We start from the raw sequence: 17,532 nt of genomic DNA on the forward strand, positions 1-17,532 counted from the left end.
CCCTCCTTTCTCCTTATGCTCTCTCGATGTATTCGCCGGTTCTTGTGTCTACTCGAATCAACTCACCGTTTTCGACAAAGAATGGAACCGTCACCTTGAGCCCCGTTTCCAGAACGGCCGGTTTGCCGCTTCCCGAAACCGTGTCGCCTTTGTAAGCGGGAGCGGTGTCTTTCACCTCCAGAACCACAGTGTTCGGAAGAACAATACCTATCGGCCTATCTTCATGGAACTGAAGATCCACCACTTCATTCTCCTTTATGTAGTCCAGGGCATCTCCCATCTCGTCTAAACCAATTGTATACTGCTCAAATGTTTCGAGGTCCATGAAGTGGAACATCTCATCCTCCGAGTAAAGGTACTGCACATGTCTGAATGAAAGCGCCGCTTCCTCCACTTTCTCGCTTGCCTGGAACGTGAATTGCCTAACGAGGCCGGTCTTGATGTTCTTCATCCTCGTCCGAATTATCCCGTCTCCTCTTCCCATTGAGTGCTTATTTGCTTCAGTCACGATGTAGATATCTCCATCAATGATAAGAGGCGTTCCTTTTCTAATCTTTCCAACTTCTATCATCTAGAAGCCACCTCCGGATTGCTAAAGAATCTTCAACTCTCTATCTAGATTTGTCAGAACTTCTACTCCGCTTTCACAAAAATAACAATCGTCTTCTATTCTAACCCCAAATTTGCCGGGAAGATAGATGCCCGGCTCTATTGTAATGACCGCTCCGGCCGGGATAGGATTACAGTTCTTAGGAGAAAGCCCCTGGCCATCGTGAGTGTCCATTCCCAGACTGTGGCCCAGGCCGTGACCGAAGTAGTCGCCATAACCCGCCTCTCTAATTATACTTGCTGCAACTTCGTGTATCTGGCTTCCTATAACCCCTGCCTTTGAGGCGTTCTTAGCTTCTGTTTGCGCTTTGAGAACCACTTCATAAACCTTCACCATTTCGTCAGACGGTTCCCCTATACTGTAAGTTCTTGTAATATCCGAGTTGTAGCCGTCTACCCTTGCCCCGTAGTCGATCAAGAGAAAATCGCCTTCCTGGAGAGTTCTATTGGACGGTCTGCCGTGAACTATTGCGCTTCTCGGTCCGCTGCCCACTATCGTCTCGAAGGCAAGGTAGCCTCCTCGCTTCCTGATCTCATATTCGAGTGTCGCACATACTTCTTCCTCAGTCCTTCCCGGACGAATGAAGTTGAAAGTCTCTGTAAGCGCATCTTCGGCGATCTTGACTGCCAGTCTCATCTTCTCGACTTCCTCCGGAGACTTTACCATCCTAAGATCCTTGAGAATACTGTCTGCGGGTTCAAGTTCGACGCCCAGCTGGGAGAAGACCCGCTTGTAAAGACCATAGCTGATCGTCTCTTCCTCAAATCCCACACGGCTGGCTCCATCTTTGGCCAGCGTCGCCTGAATTACGTCTTTGAGTTCGTCGCCATTGTTGAAAGGGATCAGCTTGAAGTGCGTTTCAATTTCGGCTTGAGTGAAGTACCTCGAATCAGTCACTATGTACTCGCCCTTCGGGGTCACAATAAGAACTGAGAAAGAGCCGGAAAACCCGGATAGATACCAGGAACTGGAGCGATTGCTGGACTCCATGTTGTAAAGAACAAACCCGTCAAGCTTGCTTTCTCTAAGCTTTTCTCTAAACCTTTCGATTCTCGACATGCCCAACCTCCGGAATGCAGAATGTTTTATCAGCATCAAAATAGAGTGATCTGATTTCTGTTCATCTTTCCTTTCTTTGATTGCCTTATCTCCTTGAGATCTTCGGCTGTCAATACCCTGACCGCTTTGTCCAGGGCAGACTGCTTGGAGATCACCTTCAAAATCTCTTTTGCCCTGGAGAGAACTGCCTCGGGAATTCCTGCAAGCTTGGCAACCTCTATTCCGTGGGATCTGTTTGCAACTCCGTCCACAACTTTGTGGAGAAATACTATTCCTTCTTCGGTTTCAACTATGCGGACAGTCTTGTTCTTGATGCCCGTGTACATATTAGAGAGTTCGGTTAGCTCCGTGAAATGAGTGGCGAATATCGTGTGACATCCCACCGCCTCGTATATGAACTCTGAAACCGCCCATGCTATTGAAATACCGTCAAAGGTGCTTGTTCCCCTGCCCACTTCGTCCAGGATCACCAGGCTGTCTTCCGTCGCCTTGGAGAGGATCGTTGCCGTCTCCATCATCTCTACTAGAAAAGTCGATTTCCCGCTTGCCAGTTCGTCCCTTGCACCGATTCTTGTGAAGACCCTGTCATAGATTGATAGCATTGCATCATCTGCAGGCACAAAGGAGCCGATCTGAGCCATGATCGAGAGCAGGGCAATCTGCCGTATGAAAGTGGATTTTCCGCTCATGTTCGGTCCTGTTACAATGAAGAAATTCTCTGTACGGCTCATGGATATGTCATTAGGCGTGAAGTCAGCCACAAATTTCTCTACAATAGGATGTCTCGAACTAGAAACCTTCACTTTTCCATGCTCTGAAAAGCGGGGGCGAGAATAGTTGTTTCTTCTTGCTACAGATGCCAGCGACTGAGAAGCGTCGATTTCAGATAATACCAGCGCTACACTCTTGAATCTCTCCAGTGAACTAGCAAGCTGTAAACAGACACTCGAAAAGAGAGTTTTTTCGAGTGTCTCTATCTTTTCGTTTGCGCTCAGTATCTTGTCTTCAAACGACTTGAGTTCCTGTGTAATATATCTCTCGGAGTTCACAAGAGTCTGCTTCCTGGTATAGCTCTCGGGGACCTTGTTAGTCTGACTCTTCGGGACTTCGAGGAAGTAACCGAAGACTTTGTTGAACTTGACCTTCAGAGAAGAGATTCCCGTTGCTTTTCTTTCACTAGCTTCGATCGCCTTCATCCTCTCAACCGAGTTGTCAAGGAGATCTCGAAGGACGTCCAGTTCTTCGTTGAACCCCATTCTGATTACATTTCCTTCTCCAGCTGTTGAGGAGGGTTCATCCATGATGCTGCGCTGAAGAAGATCGAGCTCTTCAGGAAAGAGTTCGACCCTGTCGCTCAGTCTTTCAAGAGCCGGTTCGCTCGAGAGCAGCTCCTTGATAAAGGGTAGCACCGAGAGGGAGGTTCTAAGTGACTGCAGGTCTCTTGGTGCGGCCTTCTCTATTGAAAGTCTGGTGCTTATTCTCTCGATATCGAATACATGCTGCAGATATTCTCTGAGTTCATTTAAAAGCCGGCGATCCGAATTTAGCGCTTGAACAGTGTCCAGCCTTTCCTCGATTCTATTCTTGTCCACAAGGGGCGAAAACAGCCACCGTCTCAACCTTCTTCTTCCCATTGCAGTAACAGTTTCATCAAGTATCTCGAAGAGCGAACCCTTTCTTTCGAGCTTGAAGAGATTCAGGTTTTCGATAGTGGAAGCATCGAGCTGCATAGAGTCGGACTTTCTGATAACCCTTGGAAGCGAAAGATGTCTCATGGGACCGAGATTGATCGACTCAAGGTACTTGAACAGAGCTCCGAGAACCTCGATCTGAGTATCATCCAGTTCGAGATGATCGATAGCGACTATCGAATAGAACTCTTTGATGTAATTAATGCTCGAAGAAAGTGCAAAATGCCAGTCTTCGACTATCTCTACCATTGCAAACGATGCCGACGAAATCTCCTTCTTCAGGTTCTTCAGACTTTCCTTCAGTAGTATTTGAGACGGCCCGATAGCTGCGATAGAGTCCTTCAACGAGACGATGTCGTCGGCGCTTGAGAGGAGTACCTCGCCGGTAGATACGTCTGCCGTTGCCAGAACGAAGTTCTCTTCGGCTTTTCCAATAGAGACAATGTAGTTGTTTGCATTTTCGGGTAGTAACTCGTCTTCTACAAGAGTTCCAGGAGTAACTACCCTGGTAACCTCTCTCTTCACGAGTCCCTTCGCAAGCGCGGGATCCTCTGTCTGCTCGCAAATCGCAACCTTGTAACCCGCTTCCACAAGCTTCTTGAGATAGCCGTTAACTGAGTGGTAGGGGACGCCCGCCATCGGCACCCCGTTTCTTGAAGTTAGAACTATCTGCAGTTCATTTGAAACTAGCTTAGCATCATCGAGAAAAGTCTCGTAGAAGTCACCAAGCCTAAAAAGAACCAGACAATCCTTGTAATTTCTCTTGACTTCAAGGTATTGTTTCATCATCGGTGTCATTTCGGCCACTTTATCCACTCCGGATACATCAAAAGCCGGCGCTCAGCGCCGGCCGGTTAATCTCTCTCTATCATCCTTCTGCTTTTTCTTTCGTCTTTTGTTCGATTACCTTGTCTATCATCCCATACTCAACAGCTTCGGCAGAACTCATGAAGAAGTCTCTGTCGGCATCTTTCTCTATCTTCTTTATTGATTGTCCAGTGTGTTTGGCAAGGATTTTATTCAGTTCGTCCCTCAGGTAAAGAATCTCCTTCGCCCGGATTTCGATGTCTTTGGCTACTCCCTCTGCACCACCGAAAGGCTGGTGAATCATTACCCTTGAGTTAGGTAGCGCAAATCTCTTTCCCTTTGTTCCTCCGGCAAGCAATATCGCGCCCATCGAGGCTGCCATCCCAATGCAAATCGTAGAGATGTCGGGCTTTACATACTGCATTGTGTCGTATATCGCCAATCCGGAAGTTATCGAACCACCCGGGGTGTTTATGTATAGACTTATGTCCTTTTCGGGGTCTTGAGATTCAAGGAAGAGGAGTTGAGCCACGACTATATTTGAAACTTCATCATCGATGGGCCACCCGAGAAACACTATTCTTTCTGAAAGCAGTTTAGTGTAAATATCAAAGATTCTTTCACCCCTCCCTCTGTCTTCAACTACGTAAGGGACGAAAGGTGCCATGTTTATGTCCATAAAGCCTCCTAATTATTGAAGAGTTTTTCTATAATTCTCTTTGGCGGAAGAAAGGAGAAAATTACGTGACCGCTGTCTGTTATCAATACGGCCTTCGTTCTCTTTCCGAAAGTCAGGTTGACGATCTTGCCTGTCTCCATGCCGAGCTGCTTAAGACGACGAACAGCTGAGCTTTCGATAGGAAGAACGGCGAGAATCCTATCCCTTACAACAAAGGACTCGAAACCGACGTTGACAACGTGATCCACTTCTACTTTCCTCCTTTCAATAACAATGTTATTATAACATAATGGAGATACGGCGGAGGTGTTCCAGTGCTAGCTAACGATCAGGAAAGTCTCGTTGACACGGGGCGCATATACGTTAAGGCAGGAGATGGAGGAAATGGTTCAGTTTCCTTCAGAAGAGAGAAGTACATACCCTTTGGAGGTCCTGACGGCGGCGATGGCGGCAGGGGTGGCCATGTCTTTCTCAGATCGACCAATTCAATAAACACGCTCTATGAATTCAAACGCAAGAAGAAATTCATCGCTCAAAGCGGGGAGAGCGGTCACGGTTCAAATATGGCCGGAAAGAAGGGAAAGGATCTGGTTATAAGAGTGCCCGTTGGGACGATTGCATATGACGCGGAGAGTGGAGAGATCATTGCCGACCTTTGCAATCCCGGTCAAATCGTTGCGATTGCCAGAGGCGGAAAGGGTGGAAGGGGCAATGCGAGGTTCGTCTCTTCAACGAATCAGGCGCCCAAGGCAGCAGAAAACGGTGAACCTGGAGAGGAACTCTTTGTTCGGCTGGAGCTGAAGATTCTGGCTGATGTTGCACTGGTCGGGTTCCCAAACGTCGGAAAATCGACGCTCATTTCCGTTATGTCGAATGCTAGACCGAAGATAGCAAATTATCACTTTACAACCCTCTCGCCCAATCTCGGAGTTGTCATGGCAAATGACGAACAGGGATACATAGTGGCAGACGTTCCGGGTTTAATCAAAGGAGCACATCAGGGTGTCGGTCTCGGCCACAGCTTTTTGAGGCACATTGAGAGATGCAAGACTATAGTTCATCTCCTGGACATCTCTGAGAGCGAGGGAAGAGACTTCCTTCAGGATTATGACGATATTCGGTACGAGCTTGAATTCTACAAGAAGGAGCTGGCCGATAAGCCCGAGATAGTAGTTGCAAACAAGTGCGATCTTCTTCCTCAAGAAGAACGTGAAAACAAGCTGGAGATATTCAGGAAGAAGATCGGCAAAGATATTATTCCAATCTCGGCTGCTACTCGCGAGGGAGTCAATGCGTTGAAAGAGACGATCTGGAAAAACGTTGAAAGCGATCATTCCTACTTGTCGTCGATGAAGGTTGAAGAAGAGCTTCCATTGCCCCAGGTCGAACCGGTTGTGCTTACCGCTCCCTATCCGGAAGACTTCAGAGTTGAGAAAGATTCTGAAGGCAGATATGTTGTTCTTGGACCGGCCGTTGATTTCTACACGAGAAAAATCAGAGCTTTCAAATACAGGGACCGTTTCATAATGGACAAGCTGGAAAAGGGAGGACTCTCTTCAAAACTTAGGAATGCGGGGATTGAGGAAGGAGACACTGTAGTTATTGATGACAAAGAATATGTGTTCAAAGATTAAGATAGGCATCTTCGGAGGTTCTTTCGACCCGGTTCATATGGGACATGTGGCTGTAGCGACCCGGGCGATCGAGAAACTACGGCTTGAGAAGCTTTATGTTATTCCAGCGTACATTCCTCCTCACAAAGTTTCCAGCACGGTTGCACCATACGACCTGAGAAGATCTTGGCTCAAGAAGGTTTTCTGTGAAGTCGAGCAAGCGTGTGTGTCTGATTATGAAAGAGAAAGGGGAGGAATCTCTTATTCACTCTTCACGGTCAGGCACTTCGCAGAGGTTCACGGCTGTAAACCGTTTCTCGTTATCGGCGAGGACAGCTTAGTTACTCTGGAGAGTTGGTATGAATACAAAGCTCTACTGAACGAAGCGACAATAGTGGTTTATCCGAGAAGTGAAGGCAGTGTGGACTTGCCCTCCGTCGAGAAAGTTGTCTGGCTGGACGCACCTCGTTTCGACTTATCGTCGACTGAGATTCGGAAGAAGATTTTGGAAGGCAAGTCGATTGAAGGGTTGGTTCCCGATTCGATACTGGACGAGGTAACGACTTACTATGGATAAGCAAATCGGTCTCTCTCCCATGGCTGGATATACAGATGAGGTAATGAGGCAGCTTTCGCTCGAATGGGGAGCGGATTTTGTTTTCAGTGAGATGATTAGCGTAGAAGGTGTCCTAAGGGGATCGGGAAAAACAGACGAGATAATCCCGTCAGCCCCTACGAGAATACAGCTCTTTGGTTCATGCGTATCGAGAATGGCGAAGGCAGCCGCCCGGCTTAACGGCATAGCGACCTGGATCGATATTAACGCCGGCTGTCCTGTAAGAAAAGTAACGAGAAGAGGGGCAGGGAGCGCCTTGCTAAGAACACCTGAAAAAATCGCTGAGATGATTGTCGCCCTGAAAGAGACGGTCGATATTCCTGTTTCAGTCAAGATAAGACTCGGCATCGAAAACATCGAAACGGAAGCGATCATCTACCCGATATTGAAAGCAAAACCCAAAGCGGTCTTCATTCACGGCAGAACCGTATCGCAAGGCTATTCGGGGGCAGCAAATTGGAAAGAGATCGAGCGTCTCACCCAGATTCTTCATTCGGAAGGCATTCTCTCTTACGGTTCTGGCGATATGTATAGCCCTGAGGCGATCGCAAAGGCTTTGAGACAGTATTCGGTAGATGGCGTTGTCGTTGCGAGAGGAGCGATCGGCAATCCCTGGATCTTCAGACAGGCGAGAGACCTCATTGAGTTTGGCTCATACGATAATCTCACGCTTCCCGAAAGACTCAATTACTTTCTTATACACTTTGGAAGGCTTGCCGAGGCTGTTGGTGAAGAACAAGCCGTCAGAGATCTTAGGAGATCATTTGCAGGTTACACACGGAACATAAGGCATGCATCGAATCTCAGAAGTGAATACATGAAGTGCAACTCTCTCTCAGAAGTCAAGGAACTTTTCAGAAATTACATTCCAGAGCGGCAACTTTCCAAATATTGACTCCTTATTCAAGAAATTCAAATGCTTATTGTGTTTCAAGATCCGCTTAGCACCGCACGCTGCCCGCTTGCAAAGTCGGGATAAGGAGAATTTCACGAGGCAGTGGAGGTTTTCGCCTATGATGGGGCCACTTGCCCGGGAAGATGAATTCAAGGCATTCCTGTCGCGTTAAGTTCTAGAAATGGCGATACTCACTTACTGTCCGTTTTGAGAAAGCGAGAAGAACTCGGCGGTGAATACGGGTTGGCTGGAATGCGGCCCAAAGTCATCTGTGCTCTGTATTCGATCTGCCTGATAAAGGACTCCCTTGTTCTTAAGCAGCTGTTGTTAGTTTCTCGCTTCTAAACTTCAGCTCGGCTACGAGCATTTCGTTTCCTCGGGTTGTCTAATCGATCTCTCACAACTGATCGTATGCCGGACATCTTCCGAAAGAGTGTTAGTTGTCGAATACAAGCTTTACTAACCTCCAAGGTATGATTTTTTCACAAGGTCGTTGTTAAGCAATTCCTCTCCTTTCCCTTCAAGGACGACCCGTCCCGTTTCAAGTACGTAGGCATAATCGGCCAGCTTCAGTGCACCGAGGGCATTCTGCTCGATCAGGAGAATCGTCTTACCCTCTTCGTGAACTTTTCGAATTACCTTGAATACTTCGCCGACTATTACTGGAGCGAGTCCAAGCGATGGCTCGTCGAGCATAAGAAGATCCGGTCTAGACATCAGCGCCCTGCCTATGGCAAGCATCTGCTGCTCACCACCCGAGAGAGTTCCGCCCTTTTGATCCTTTCTCTCTCTCAGTATTGGAAAGAGAGTGTTCACCCATTCAAGATCCCTTTCGATTTCTTCAGAGTCTTTTCTTTGAAATGCCCCAAGCATAAGGTTCTCGATCACCGTGAGGTTCGGAAAGATTCTTCTTCCCTCAGGGACCAGAGTCATTCCTGCCCTCACGATTTCATTTGTGGACTTGTTTGTAATACTCCTTGACTTGAAGACTATCTCGCCATCTTTCACTTTCTTGAGGCCGCAGATGCTTCTCAGAGTTGTCGATTTTCCGGCCCCGTTCGCACCGATAAGCGCGACGATCTTCCCTTCCTCAACGTTGAAAGAGATTCCCTTCAGAGCATGGATGCCTCCGTAATACACGTTTAAGTTCTCTACCCTAAGCATACAAATCACCCGTTCCGAGATAGGCGGTTATTACATCAGGATTGTTCTGAATTTCCTCTGGAAGCCCCTTTGCGATAGTGACGCCGTGATCAAGGACGATAATCCGCTCGCATATGGTCATGACAAGGCTCATGTCGTGTTCAATCAACAGAATCGTCTGCTGAAAGTCCTTTCGAATTCTAAGGATCAGAGCCGCCAGGGCAAGCGTCTCTTCCGGGTTCATCCCCGCGGCCGGCTCGTCCAGCAATAACACTCTCGGTTGCGTCGCTAGAGCTCTGGCAATTTCGAGTTTTCTCTGAAGGCCGTAGGGAAGAGATCCGGCCAGGTCTCGCTCATACTTGTCTAGGCCAAGTGTCTTGAGCAGGGCTCTTGCCTTGCCGCGCATCTGCACTTCTTCACTCCTGTATCCCGGCAGCCCAAAGACGGCAGAAATAACAGAGGACTTCAGGCGCAGGTGGCAGGCCGTAAGCACATTCTCCAGAACTGTCAGCTCTCCGAAGAGACGGATGTTTTGGAATGTTCTAGCGATACCGGCTGCGGCGATTCTATCTGTCTTCATTCCGGTGATGTCTTTTCCGTCGAGGAGAATCCTGCCTTCGCTTACGTAATATGTATTTGTTATTAGATTGAACACAGTTGTCTTTCCGGCTCCATTAGGTCCTATAAGTCCTACCAGCTCTCCCTCCTGAAGATCGAGATTAAAATCCGAGACCGCAGTGAGTCCGCCGAATCTCTTAGTTACTTGTTCAAGTTTAAGCAGACTCATCTGCATTCCTCCCTCTTGATCTGAATATCCATTCCCATGTGAACTCTTTGTGGCCAAAAAGGCCTCTTCTGAAGAAGATCACAGTAATTACGAGGATCAGAGCAAAGATCAGCATCCTCATGCCGGAAATCCCGGGTATCGTGAAGCCAAATATCGTCATGGGCGATTCCACGAACCTGAGCAGTTCCATCAAGAAGGCAACCGAAATGCCCATCACAACACTTCCGGTTATGCTTCCAAGCCCTCCTAGAAGGACAATCATAACAATTTGAAAGGTCAAGGAGATGTTGAAAGAATTCGGATCGATTGTCATCAGCAGACTGCCGAGTAGTCCGCCTCCAATTCCAGCGAAGAAAGCGCCGATGACGAAGGCCATAGTTTTGTGTTTGAAGAGATTCACTCCCATTGCTTCCGCCGCAACTTCATCCTCTCTTATTGACTTCAGCGCTCGACCGTAGCTACTGTCCACCAGCTTCTTTATGAAGAAGATCGTGAACAATGCCCAACCCCAGCTCCAGTAAAGATTTGTATAGGTGGGAAGTCCTTTCAGGCCCAGTGGTCCGTTAGTAACACTCTGGAGGTTGTTGAGTATTACGCGAATTATCTCTGCAAAGCCATAGGTTACTATGGCAAGATAATCTCCTCCGACTCGAAGGCACGGAGCTCCAACAGCGAAGCCCGCAATGGCCGCAACAGCACCGCCAACAAGTAGTGCAAAGAAGAAGGGAATCTCTATTTCGCTTAACGGCCATATTATCGGTTGTATGAAGAAGTTCATTGCCTTTAGAGATGGCGACATGTACAGTAACGCCGAGGCGTATGCGCCAAGAGCCATGAAACCCGCGTGGCCCAAAGAGAACTGACCGGTAAAGCCGTTTATAAGGTTGAGACTGACTCCCAGTATCACGTAGATAGCCGCAACATTCAAGATTCTCTTGATGAAAGCATCGATATAGTTCTCGGCAAGCCAGAGCAACATAATGAAGATCAGAAGACTAACTATGGTTAAGACCAACTTCATTCTGCGATCCATATAACTCACCTACTTGTCTTCTCGCCGAACAAACCCGTTGGCTTCACAAGAAGAATCATGACGAGAAGAACGAAGATTATAGCGTCTCTGTAACCTGCCGCCTCGGGGAAAAAGGCGACCAGCAGAATCGTAACCATGCCAAGCATTAATCCACCGACAAGAGCACCCACAATACTTCCAATTCCTCCGATTATCGCTGCAGTGAAGGCCCTCCAGCCAGGGAAGACTCCCATGAAAGGCCATATCTGTGGGTATCTGAGAGCCCAGAGAATTGCACTAAGTGCCGCGAGTGCCGAACCTATCGCAAATGTGAATGCGATTGTTCTGTCTACGTTTATTCCCATTAGCTTGGCTGTCTCAAAGTCTACAGATAGGGCTCTCATAGCCAATCCCATTTTCGTACGCTTGACCAGAAATGTTAGCAGAAGGAGTACTACTATTGAAACCACAATAGTAGTTATGGTTATCGCCTGAATTCTGACTCCACCGATAATGAATGTCCTGGTCAGTGATGGAGGCACATAGAAGGCCTTCTGCCTTCCGCCGAAGACAACCGTGGCAATGTTCTGGAGAAGAAAGGACATACCTATTGCAGCACAGAGCGATGAGATTCTTGGCGCGTCTCTCAATGGTCTATATGCAACACGCTCTATCCCGACTCCCAGCAAGATAGTCGCGATTATACCGAACAGAACCGCCAGCCACCAGGGCATCATGAACAAAGTGAAGCCGTAGAAGACAAAGAAGGTAGCCATCATGAATACATCTCCGTGAGCAAAGTTAACGAGCTTGACTACTCCATAGACGAGAGTGTAGCCGATAGCTATAAGTCCGAATATGAAACCCAATGAGATTCCGTTAACAAGGTGCTGCAAAAAAACGCTAGAGCTCATCCTGCCACCACCTTTAGCTTAGCTGCCGCCCTTAGTAAGGACGCAGGCATTGGCCTGCGTCCGATACCTCCGATACCTGGAAAATCAATGTCTTGGCCTCATCTATTGGACTGGTTTTACAACACTTACAAACTTGAAGACTCCATCCTCGACTTTTCTAACAATCGCATCCTTAACCGCGTCGCCGTTCTCGTCTATTGTTATGTACCCCGTCACTCCTTCGAAATTCACAGTTGCGCTCAGAGCGTTCTTAATATCCTCAGGAACAGCCGAATTCGCCCTGATAATAGCGTCTACAGCCAGCATGAACGCATCGTATCCCAGAGCGGAAAAGGCGCTCGGTTCGACTCCGTACTTGGCCTTGAAAGCTTCTATGAACTCGGCGGCTTTTGGCGTCGGTGCTACTGCTACGTCGAAGTGTGTGCTGAAGTAGCTGCCTTCGACGGCTGCACCGCCAACCTGCAGGAATTCGGGGACTTCCCAAGTATCTCCGCCCAAGAACTGAGACTCAATTCCCAGTTCGCGAGCCTGCTTAATGATGAGCGCCGCCTCTCCATAAGAAGCAGCAGGTATGAAGATTACATCTGGGTTTTTACCCTGGGCGTATGCCAGTTGAGCAGTGAAGTCCTGGTCACCCGTCTGATAAGAGATGACACCGCTGATCGATTTGTTGTCTCCAGTAAGTGCCTTGAAGGAATTCTGGAAGTAGTGCGAGAGTCCAACCGAATAGTCTGAAGCGATGTCCTGAATGATCACAGCCGTCTTCGCGTTGAGTTCATCAACAGCGAATTTCGCCATTACGCTTCCCTGGAATGGGTCAATGAAACAGACCCTAAAAACATAAGGCTTCCCTAAAGTAACCAGCGGGTTGGTCGGTGAACATCCTATCATCGGTACCTTTGCAGCATTTGCCACTTCACTGCCGGGTATTGCAACGGCACTTCCGTAACTACCGATGATTACCGATGCCTTGTTGAACTGGATCAGCCTTGAGACGGCGTTTGATGCTTCCACCTTCTCACTCTTGTTGTCGACAAGAACCAGCTCGATCGGTCGGCCAAGAACTTCTTTTACCTGCTCGGCGGCGAGAGTAACGCCTTCCATGGTAAGCTGGCCTCCGGCTGCGTAAGGCCCAGTCATAGGTTCGAAGACGCCAATAACGATCGGGTCAACTGCAAACAACACAAATCCCAGAAGCAGAACTACGGCTAGAACGAGAATTTTCTTCACTTGCCTCACCTCCACAATTATGATCGTCTAGAGCCGAAGCTACCCCAGAATAATCAATAGTTACTCAAAGCACAGCTTAAGCATTAACATATTAGACTTGTCAGCTATGCAGAATGAGAGTAACAAATGGGTGCGAATCAAGACTGCAGCAGTGGGCTTCATCACAAACCGGTACCCGATCACTAACTCAGGACAGAGTAGGGCATGTAATACTCATTAGATTAAAATAAAACATAACACTGCACTACTCGAAATGATAATACCATGTGAAGTAATAATGGCCTCTTCTCAAAAAACGCCTTTATTGGTCAATTGGAGCGAAGAAACCTGATAATCGGTTTCTATCTATCTGGAAACCAAAGACAAGCAGTCACAGATCACTAACGTTTTTGTTATGAATCGAGTAAGATAAAGAATTGGGAGAGATTGTTCCGTACTCTTTTTTTGAAGACTGCCGGCAAATAGTTTCAACAGTCCCTGAACAGAGTTCACTATGATAATGATCGGTCTATTGTCCTTTGTGTTTTTGTCCGGCCTCTTCATGTGGAAGCCATGTTCTCTCATGTTTTCTATTCGGTACGCTATAAGAAGGATTAAACAAGTCGAGCGCCGTCAACATCATCAATTGGTTTTAGATGACCGGCGGTGAGTTTTCTGAAACCCAAACCTTAACTTACAATTGGAATGTAGAGTTTTGAATGAAAGGAGGGAATTTTGTTGGAATCGGATACTATGGTTGCAATATTGAAGGAAAGGCGGGAGCCGGGCCTGACGCTGAAAAGGGTTCCGGTCCCGCGTGAACTCGGTCCGCACGACGTACTTGTGAAGGTCAAGCGCGCTTCCATTTGCGGGACCGATCTTCATATTTACGACTGGGACAAATGGTCGCAGGAGAGAATCAGGCCGCCTCAGATAGGAGGGCATGAATTTACCGGAGAGGTCGTAGACATTGGCGGAGAGGTCTCATCAGTTTCTGTCGGGGATTCTGTAGTCTCGGAAACCCATATTCCTTGCCAGAAATGTCTTCAATGTAAGACCGGGAAGATGCATATCTGCAAAGACATGGAGATCCTCGGTGTTCATAGAGATGGGGTATTCGCAGAATATGTTAGGGTACCGGAAGTGGTTTTGTGGAAAGTCGATCCTTCGATTCCTCTGGAGTATGCATCGATTATGGAACCATTTGGAAACGCAATCCACACTGCGCTGGTAACGGATCTCACTGGAAAGAATGTCTTGATCACCGGTGCCGGACCGATAGGCGTTATGGCAGTTGCAGTGGCGAAGGTTTCCGGAGCGGCACAGGTTATTGTGACGGAGATAAAAGAGTTTAGAAAGGGCCTGGCAAGAAAGATGGGAGCTGACACAATAATCGATCCCACAAAGGAAGACGTCCCTTCGAGAGTCAGGTCGATAACCGAAGAAAACGGAGCAGATGTTTTTCTGGAGATGTCCGGCAATTCAACCGCCTTTGAGCAGGGACTTCGAAGTCTTACGAACGGAGGCGTTGTCTCGCTGCTAGGGGTCTTTCCAGGTGATGTGTCATTTGATATAAACGGCCTGTTCACTTTCAAGGGCTTAACTATGTACGGCATAACAGGAAGAAAGATGTTTGAGACCTGGCAGGTGGCGACTCAATTGCTCAAGAACAAGAGGATCGACCTTTCTCCGGTTGTCACACATATTCTTCCGGCCGAGAGATTCGAAGAGGGATTCGACGCGATGAAGAAGGGAATTTCTGGAAAAGTTGTCCTCGAATTCTGATTGGTTTTACGGAGGTGTTTAGATGTTTGACTTTAATGTACTCAAGCAGGAGATGGAAGAGCTAGAAGAAAAGGGTTTGCTGGTGAAGATCAGAACACTGGAATCTCCTCAGGGCGCCTGGCTGAATATCGAGGGGAAAAAGGTCCTCAACATGTGCTCAAACAACTATCTCGGGCTATGTTTTGATGAAGAGCTTAAGGAAGCCGCGATCGACGGTGTCAGAAAATGGGGTGTCGGGCCTGGAGCTGTAAGATCGATCGCCGGGACACTTCAATTGCACAATGACCTTGAAAAGGAGCTTGCGGCTTTCAAGAGAGTTGAATCTACACTAGTCGTCCAATCCGGTTTTAATGCAAACCAGGCGGTGATTGCCCCGATCGTATCCGAAGAAGATGCGATTCTCTCTGACGAACTTAACCACGCCAGCATAATCGATGGAGTAAGGCTTGCAAAGGCCAAAAGATATGTATGGAAACATAAAGATGTAAATGATCTGGAGACTCAACTGAAAAAGGCCGAGTCCGATGGGGCAAGGAGAAAGCTAGTAATAACTGACGGCGTCTTTTCGATGGACGGTGATCTTGCTCCGCTGCCTGCAATCGTCGAAAAGACGAACAAATACGGTGCGATTCTGATGGTTGACGATGCTCACGGCGAAGGCGTCCTTGGGAGCCACGGGAGAGGAATAGTCGACCACTTCGGATTGCATGAAAGCGTGGATATTGAAGTCGGAACTCTTTCTAAGGCCTTTGGTATAGTCGGAGGATTCGTTGCTGGCAAGAAGACTCTGATCGATTACCTGAAGCAGAAGGCGCGCCCGTTTCTCTTCAGTTCATCCCTCTCTCCGGCCGAAACCGCTGCGGCAATAGCGGCCGTCAGGAAACTCTCTTCATCCGATGAGTTGGTCAGGACTCTCTGGAATAACGCGGATTACTTCAAGGACCAGCTGAAAGCGTTGGGGTTTGATACGGGGCATACCGAGACACCCATAACTCCTGTGATGCTCTACGATGCAAAGCTTTCCGCAGCGTTTTCCAGGAGGCTCTTTGAAGAAGGGATATTCGCAAGTTCTATCGGTTTTCCTACTGTCCCGAAAGGAAAGGCAAGAATAAGAGTCATGATAAGTGCCGCTCACTCAAGAAAGGATCTCGATTTTGCGGTTTCAAAGTTCGAGATGATCGGGAAGGAACTCGCTGTCATAAAGTAAAAACCTTTCCTTCACCGAAACTGAATATAATGGTCTTGTTGCGGCGGCGGATGCCGCTGCTTTTCGTGGAGGTGTGGCCGTTGTTTATAGCCTTACTGATGCTAGCCGCAGGTTTTATTTTGCTGATCAAGGGAGCCGATTTTCTTATAGATGGATCTGTGGCGATTGCCAAGAATCTCGGGATTTCTGAATTGCTTATCGGACTGACTATTGTTGCTCTAGGAACTTCCGCGCCGGAGCTTGCGGTGAGCGTTCAGGCAGCCGTCAAGGGCTCCGGAATCGCTCTCGGTAACGTTCTCGGATCTAATATCGCCAACATCGCGCTAATCCTCGGAGTCGCGGCTTTCTTGACGCCTCTTGGCGTAAGCAAGACAACTATGAGCTATGAAATACCATTTGTGATATTGATCACTGTTGCAAGCGGAGCATTGATACTTGGAAATGGCAACGGTCTTCAGCGAAGCGACGGAATAGTGTTGACTACTTTCTTTGTCATCTTTATGATGTATGTGTTCGCAATGGCGAAGAGAGACAGAAAGATCTCCGACATTGTTGAAGTAGAAGGAAAGAGAGACATAGAGCTCTTTGAGAAGTATCCGGTACTTGCCTGGCTGGCAACTATCGGGGGAACGGCCGGTGTAATTATCGGAGGTAATCTTGTGGTTAACGGGGGATCGTCGATAGCTCGCGTTTTCGGAGTCAGCGATATGGTTATAGGAACGACTATTGTTGCCTTTGGGACGTCTCTTCCGGAGCTTGTAACCACTGTTGCGGCGGGGAAGAAGAACCGCAGTGATCTCGCCATAGGAAATGTGGTGGGATCGAATATCTTCAACTTGCTTCTTGTTCTGGGAGTTTCGGCAACGATATCGCCTATATTGGCCCACAGGTCTCTCGTTGTCGAAATCTCTTTTGCACTGGGACTCTCCATAGTTCTGCCGTTGCTTCTGCTCAGAACAAAAAGACTTGACAGGCCAAAAGGTGTTCTGCTGATGATTATCTACTGTGCATTCATCGTATCGACAATAATTAGCGGCTGATGAAGGGCTGCTGAGAGATTTACATACATGATGCGAGGTGCGACCAATCCCGACAACTGCAGACAAGACCAGAAGCGAGAAGACTCTCTAGGACGCTAGCCCTATATGAAGAAGATAGTGGAATTCCATGCGGAACTCGTGGTTCTCGATATCTCTATTTGTGTAGCAGGCAGTGTCGAACCCGGTCAGCTCGAATCCATACTTGAGGTAGAAAGAGATCGCGGGAAAGTTGCTGCTTTGAGTTTCCAGTACTAGACGTCTCAATCCCTTTTCTTCTATTTTGCGGTATTCATAAGTTCCGTGCCAACGCCTGTCCGTCTATACTCCTTCCAGACAAGGATGTCCCAGATACGGAGAGAATCGTTCCATTCTCGGAAAGAGCAAAAGCCCCAGCTCCTTACCGTTTTCGTGAGCGCTTAAACAATGGGCGACGCCTTGAATGGTTCTTTTATATTGTGGGCAAAG

At 47.9% G+C, this 17,532-nt stretch carries 18 protein-coding genes; 7 read left to right on the forward strand and 11 right to left on the reverse strand.

The features are described 5' to 3' along the window. Nucleotides 1–13: 13 nt before the first annotated feature. The 5 genes from efp to B3K91_RS00970 all read right to left on the reverse strand — a co-directional run bounded on the left by efp (nt 14) and on the right by B3K91_RS00970 (nt 5,094). Nucleotides 14–571, reverse strand: a complete 558-nt coding sequence (efp, locus tag B3K91_RS00950; RefSeq protein ID WP_099831094.1) for an elongation factor P — start codon at nt 569–571, stop codon at nt 14–16. Between the two features lie 21 nt (nt 572–592). Continuing rightward, the gene (locus B3K91_RS00955) at nt 593–1,669 is read right to left on the reverse strand and encodes a M24 family metallopeptidase (RefSeq protein WP_292592868.1); all 1,077 of its coding nucleotides are present in this window, start codon (nt 1,667–1,669) and stop codon (nt 593–595) included. 35 nt (nt 1,670–1,704) lie between these two features. Then, entirely contained in the window at nt 1,705–4,158 is a 2,454-nt protein-coding gene (gene mutS, locus B3K91_RS00960; protein WP_292590224.1) for a DNA mismatch repair protein MutS, read from the reverse strand. A 70-nt stretch (nt 4,159–4,228) separates the two neighbouring features. After that, nucleotides 4,229–4,846 carry an ATP-dependent Clp endopeptidase proteolytic subunit ClpP gene (gene clpP, locus B3K91_RS00965; protein ID WP_349682095.1) on the reverse strand — a complete coding sequence of 206 codons (618 nt, stop codon included), beginning with the start codon at nt 4,844–4,846 and terminating at the stop codon, nt 4,229–4,231. A gap of 8 nt (nt 4,847–4,854) precedes the next feature. Continuing rightward, nucleotides 4,855–5,094 (reverse strand): DUF370 domain-containing protein, encoded by a 240-nt coding sequence (locus B3K91_RS00970; protein WP_099831097.1) that lies wholly within the window; start codon nt 5,092–5,094, stop codon nt 4,855–4,857. Nucleotides 5,095–5,160: 66 nt separating this feature from the next. Between B3K91_RS00970 and obgE the strand changes: the two genes are divergently transcribed. Genes obgE through B3K91_RS00985 form a run of 3 tightly spaced genes read left to right on the forward strand, consistent with a single transcriptional unit; the run spans nt 5,161 to nt 7,970 of the window. Beyond that, entirely contained in the window at nt 5,161–6,480 is a 1,320-nt protein-coding gene (obgE, locus tag B3K91_RS00975; protein ID WP_099831098.1) for a GTPase ObgE, read from the forward strand. After that, entirely contained in the window at nt 6,452–7,036 is a 585-nt protein-coding gene (gene nadD, locus B3K91_RS00980) for a nicotinate (nicotinamide) nucleotide adenylyltransferase (RefSeq protein ID WP_292592237.1), read from the forward strand. Before obgE ends, nadD begins: the two co-directional genes overlap by 29 nt. Next, nucleotides 7,029–7,970, forward strand: coding sequence for a tRNA dihydrouridine synthase (locus B3K91_RS00985; protein WP_292592238.1), 942 nt, complete (start codon nt 7,029–7,031; stop codon nt 7,968–7,970). Before nadD ends, B3K91_RS00985 begins: the two co-directional genes overlap by 8 nt. A gap of 459 nt (nt 7,971–8,429) precedes the next feature. Here the strand turns inward: B3K91_RS00985 and B3K91_RS00990 are convergent, their stop codons facing one another. The 5 genes from B3K91_RS00990 to B3K91_RS01010 all read right to left on the reverse strand — a co-directional run bounded on the left by B3K91_RS00990 (nt 8,430) and on the right by B3K91_RS01010 (nt 13,056). Continuing rightward, nucleotides 8,430–9,134, reverse strand: coding sequence for an ABC transporter ATP-binding protein (locus tag B3K91_RS00990; RefSeq protein WP_292590174.1), 705 nt, complete (start codon nt 9,132–9,134; stop codon nt 8,430–8,432). Beyond that, nucleotides 9,127–9,900: an ABC transporter ATP-binding protein gene (locus B3K91_RS00995; protein WP_292592239.1), complete on the reverse strand. Its 774-nt coding sequence runs from the start codon at nt 9,898–9,900 to the stop codon at nt 9,127–9,129. Before B3K91_RS00995 ends, B3K91_RS00990 begins: the two co-directional genes overlap by 8 nt. Further along, nucleotides 9,887–10,933 carry a branched-chain amino acid ABC transporter permease gene (locus tag B3K91_RS01000; protein WP_099831103.1) on the reverse strand — a complete coding sequence of 349 codons (1,047 nt, stop codon included), beginning with the start codon at nt 10,931–10,933 and terminating at the stop codon, nt 9,887–9,889. The genes B3K91_RS00995 and B3K91_RS01000 overlap by 14 nt, the downstream gene beginning before the upstream one ends. Nucleotides 10,934–10,938: 5 nt before the next feature. Then, nucleotides 10,939–11,826: a branched-chain amino acid ABC transporter permease gene (locus tag B3K91_RS01005; RefSeq protein ID WP_099831104.1), complete on the reverse strand. Its 888-nt coding sequence runs from the start codon at nt 11,824–11,826 to the stop codon at nt 10,939–10,941. 102 nt (nt 11,827–11,928) lie between these two features. After that, on the reverse strand, nt 11,929–13,056 hold the full coding sequence (locus B3K91_RS01010) for an ABC transporter substrate-binding protein (protein WP_099831105.1): 1,128 nt from the start codon (nt 13,054–13,056) through the stop codon (nt 11,929–11,931). Nucleotides 13,057–13,788: 732 nt separating this feature from the next. On the opposite strand from B3K91_RS01010, the gene tdh reads away from it, so the two are divergent. The 4 genes from tdh to B3K91_RS01030 all read left to right on the forward strand — a co-directional run bounded on the left by tdh (nt 13,789) and on the right by B3K91_RS01030 (nt 17,322). Next, nucleotides 13,789–14,820 carry an L-threonine 3-dehydrogenase gene (gene tdh, locus B3K91_RS01015; RefSeq protein ID WP_180977961.1) on the forward strand — a complete coding sequence of 344 codons (1,032 nt, stop codon included), beginning with the start codon at nt 13,789–13,791 and terminating at the stop codon, nt 14,818–14,820. Between the two features lie 22 nt (nt 14,821–14,842). Then, a complete protein-coding gene (locus tag B3K91_RS01020; protein ID WP_102819226.1) occupies nt 14,843–16,027 on the forward strand; it encodes a glycine C-acetyltransferase in 1,185 nt (394 codons plus the stop codon). Between the two features lie 71 nt (nt 16,028–16,098). Then, the gene (locus tag B3K91_RS01025) at nt 16,099–17,067 is read left to right on the forward strand and encodes a calcium/sodium antiporter (protein WP_292592275.1); all 969 of its coding nucleotides are present in this window, start codon (nt 16,099–16,101) and stop codon (nt 17,065–17,067) included. 105 nt (nt 17,068–17,172) lie between these two features. Beyond that, on the forward strand, nt 17,173–17,322 hold the full coding sequence (locus tag B3K91_RS01030; RefSeq protein ID WP_292590178.1) for a hypothetical protein: 150 nt from the start codon (nt 17,173–17,175) through the stop codon (nt 17,320–17,322). A 20-nt stretch (nt 17,323–17,342) separates the two neighbouring features. Here B3K91_RS01030 and B3K91_RS01035 read toward each other — a convergent pair whose 3' ends face one another. Beyond that, entirely contained in the window at nt 17,343–17,417 is a 75-nt protein-coding gene (locus B3K91_RS01035; protein ID WP_349680384.1) for a GNAT family N-acetyltransferase, read from the reverse strand. Between the last annotated feature and the right edge of the window lie 115 nt (nt 17,418–17,532).

The sequence above is a fragment of the Mesotoga sp. UBA5847 genome (assembly GCF_002432735.1).
In the GTDB taxonomy this organism is placed as follows: Bacteria; Thermotogota; Thermotogae; order Petrotogales; family Kosmotogaceae; genus Mesotoga.

What these genes read in the sequence shown, in the direction of transcription:
- mutS (WP_292590224.1), bottom strand. Translation starts at nt 4,158, where the DNA reads ATGACACCGATGATGAAACAATACCTTGAAGTCAAGAGAAATTACAAG.
- B3K91_RS01020 (WP_102819226.1), top strand. Translation starts at nt 14,843, where the DNA reads ATGTTTGACTTTAATGTACTCAAGCAGGAGATGGAAGAGCTAGAAGAA.
- clpP (WP_349682095.1), bottom strand. Translation starts at nt 4,846, where the DNA reads ATGGACATAAACATGGCACCTTTCGTCCCTTACGTAGTTGAAGACAGA.
- tdh (WP_180977961.1), top strand. Translation starts at nt 13,789, where the DNA reads ATGGTTGCAATATTGAAGGAAAGGCGGGAGCCGGGCCTGACGCTGAAA.
- B3K91_RS00955 (WP_292592868.1), bottom strand. Translation starts at nt 1,669, where the DNA reads ATGTCGAGAATCGAAAGGTTTAGAGAAAAGCTTAGAGAAAGCAAGCTT.
- B3K91_RS01000 (WP_099831103.1), bottom strand. Translation starts at nt 10,933, where the DNA reads ATGGATCGCAGAATGAAGTTGGTCTTAACCATAGTTAGTCTTCTGATC.
- efp (WP_099831094.1), bottom strand. Translation starts at nt 571, where the DNA reads ATGATAGAAGTTGGAAAGATTAGAAAAGGAACGCCTCTTATCATTGAT.
- B3K91_RS00985 (WP_292592238.1), top strand. Translation starts at nt 7,029, where the DNA reads ATGGATAAGCAAATCGGTCTCTCTCCCATGGCTGGATATACAGATGAG.
- B3K91_RS01005 (WP_099831104.1), bottom strand. Translation starts at nt 11,826, where the DNA reads ATGAGCTCTAGCGTTTTTTTGCAGCACCTTGTTAACGGAATCTCATTG.
- B3K91_RS01030 (WP_292590178.1), top strand. Translation starts at nt 17,173, where the DNA reads ATGAAGAAGATAGTGGAATTCCATGCGGAACTCGTGGTTCTCGATATC.
- nadD (WP_292592237.1), top strand. Translation starts at nt 6,452, where the DNA reads ATGACAAAGAATATGTGTTCAAAGATTAAGATAGGCATCTTCGGAGGT.
- B3K91_RS00995 (WP_292592239.1), bottom strand. Translation starts at nt 9,900, where the DNA reads ATGAGTCTGCTTAAACTTGAACAAGTAACTAAGAGATTCGGCGGACTC.
- B3K91_RS00990 (WP_292590174.1), bottom strand. Translation starts at nt 9,134, where the DNA reads ATGCTTAGGGTAGAGAACTTAAACGTGTATTACGGAGGCATCCATGCT.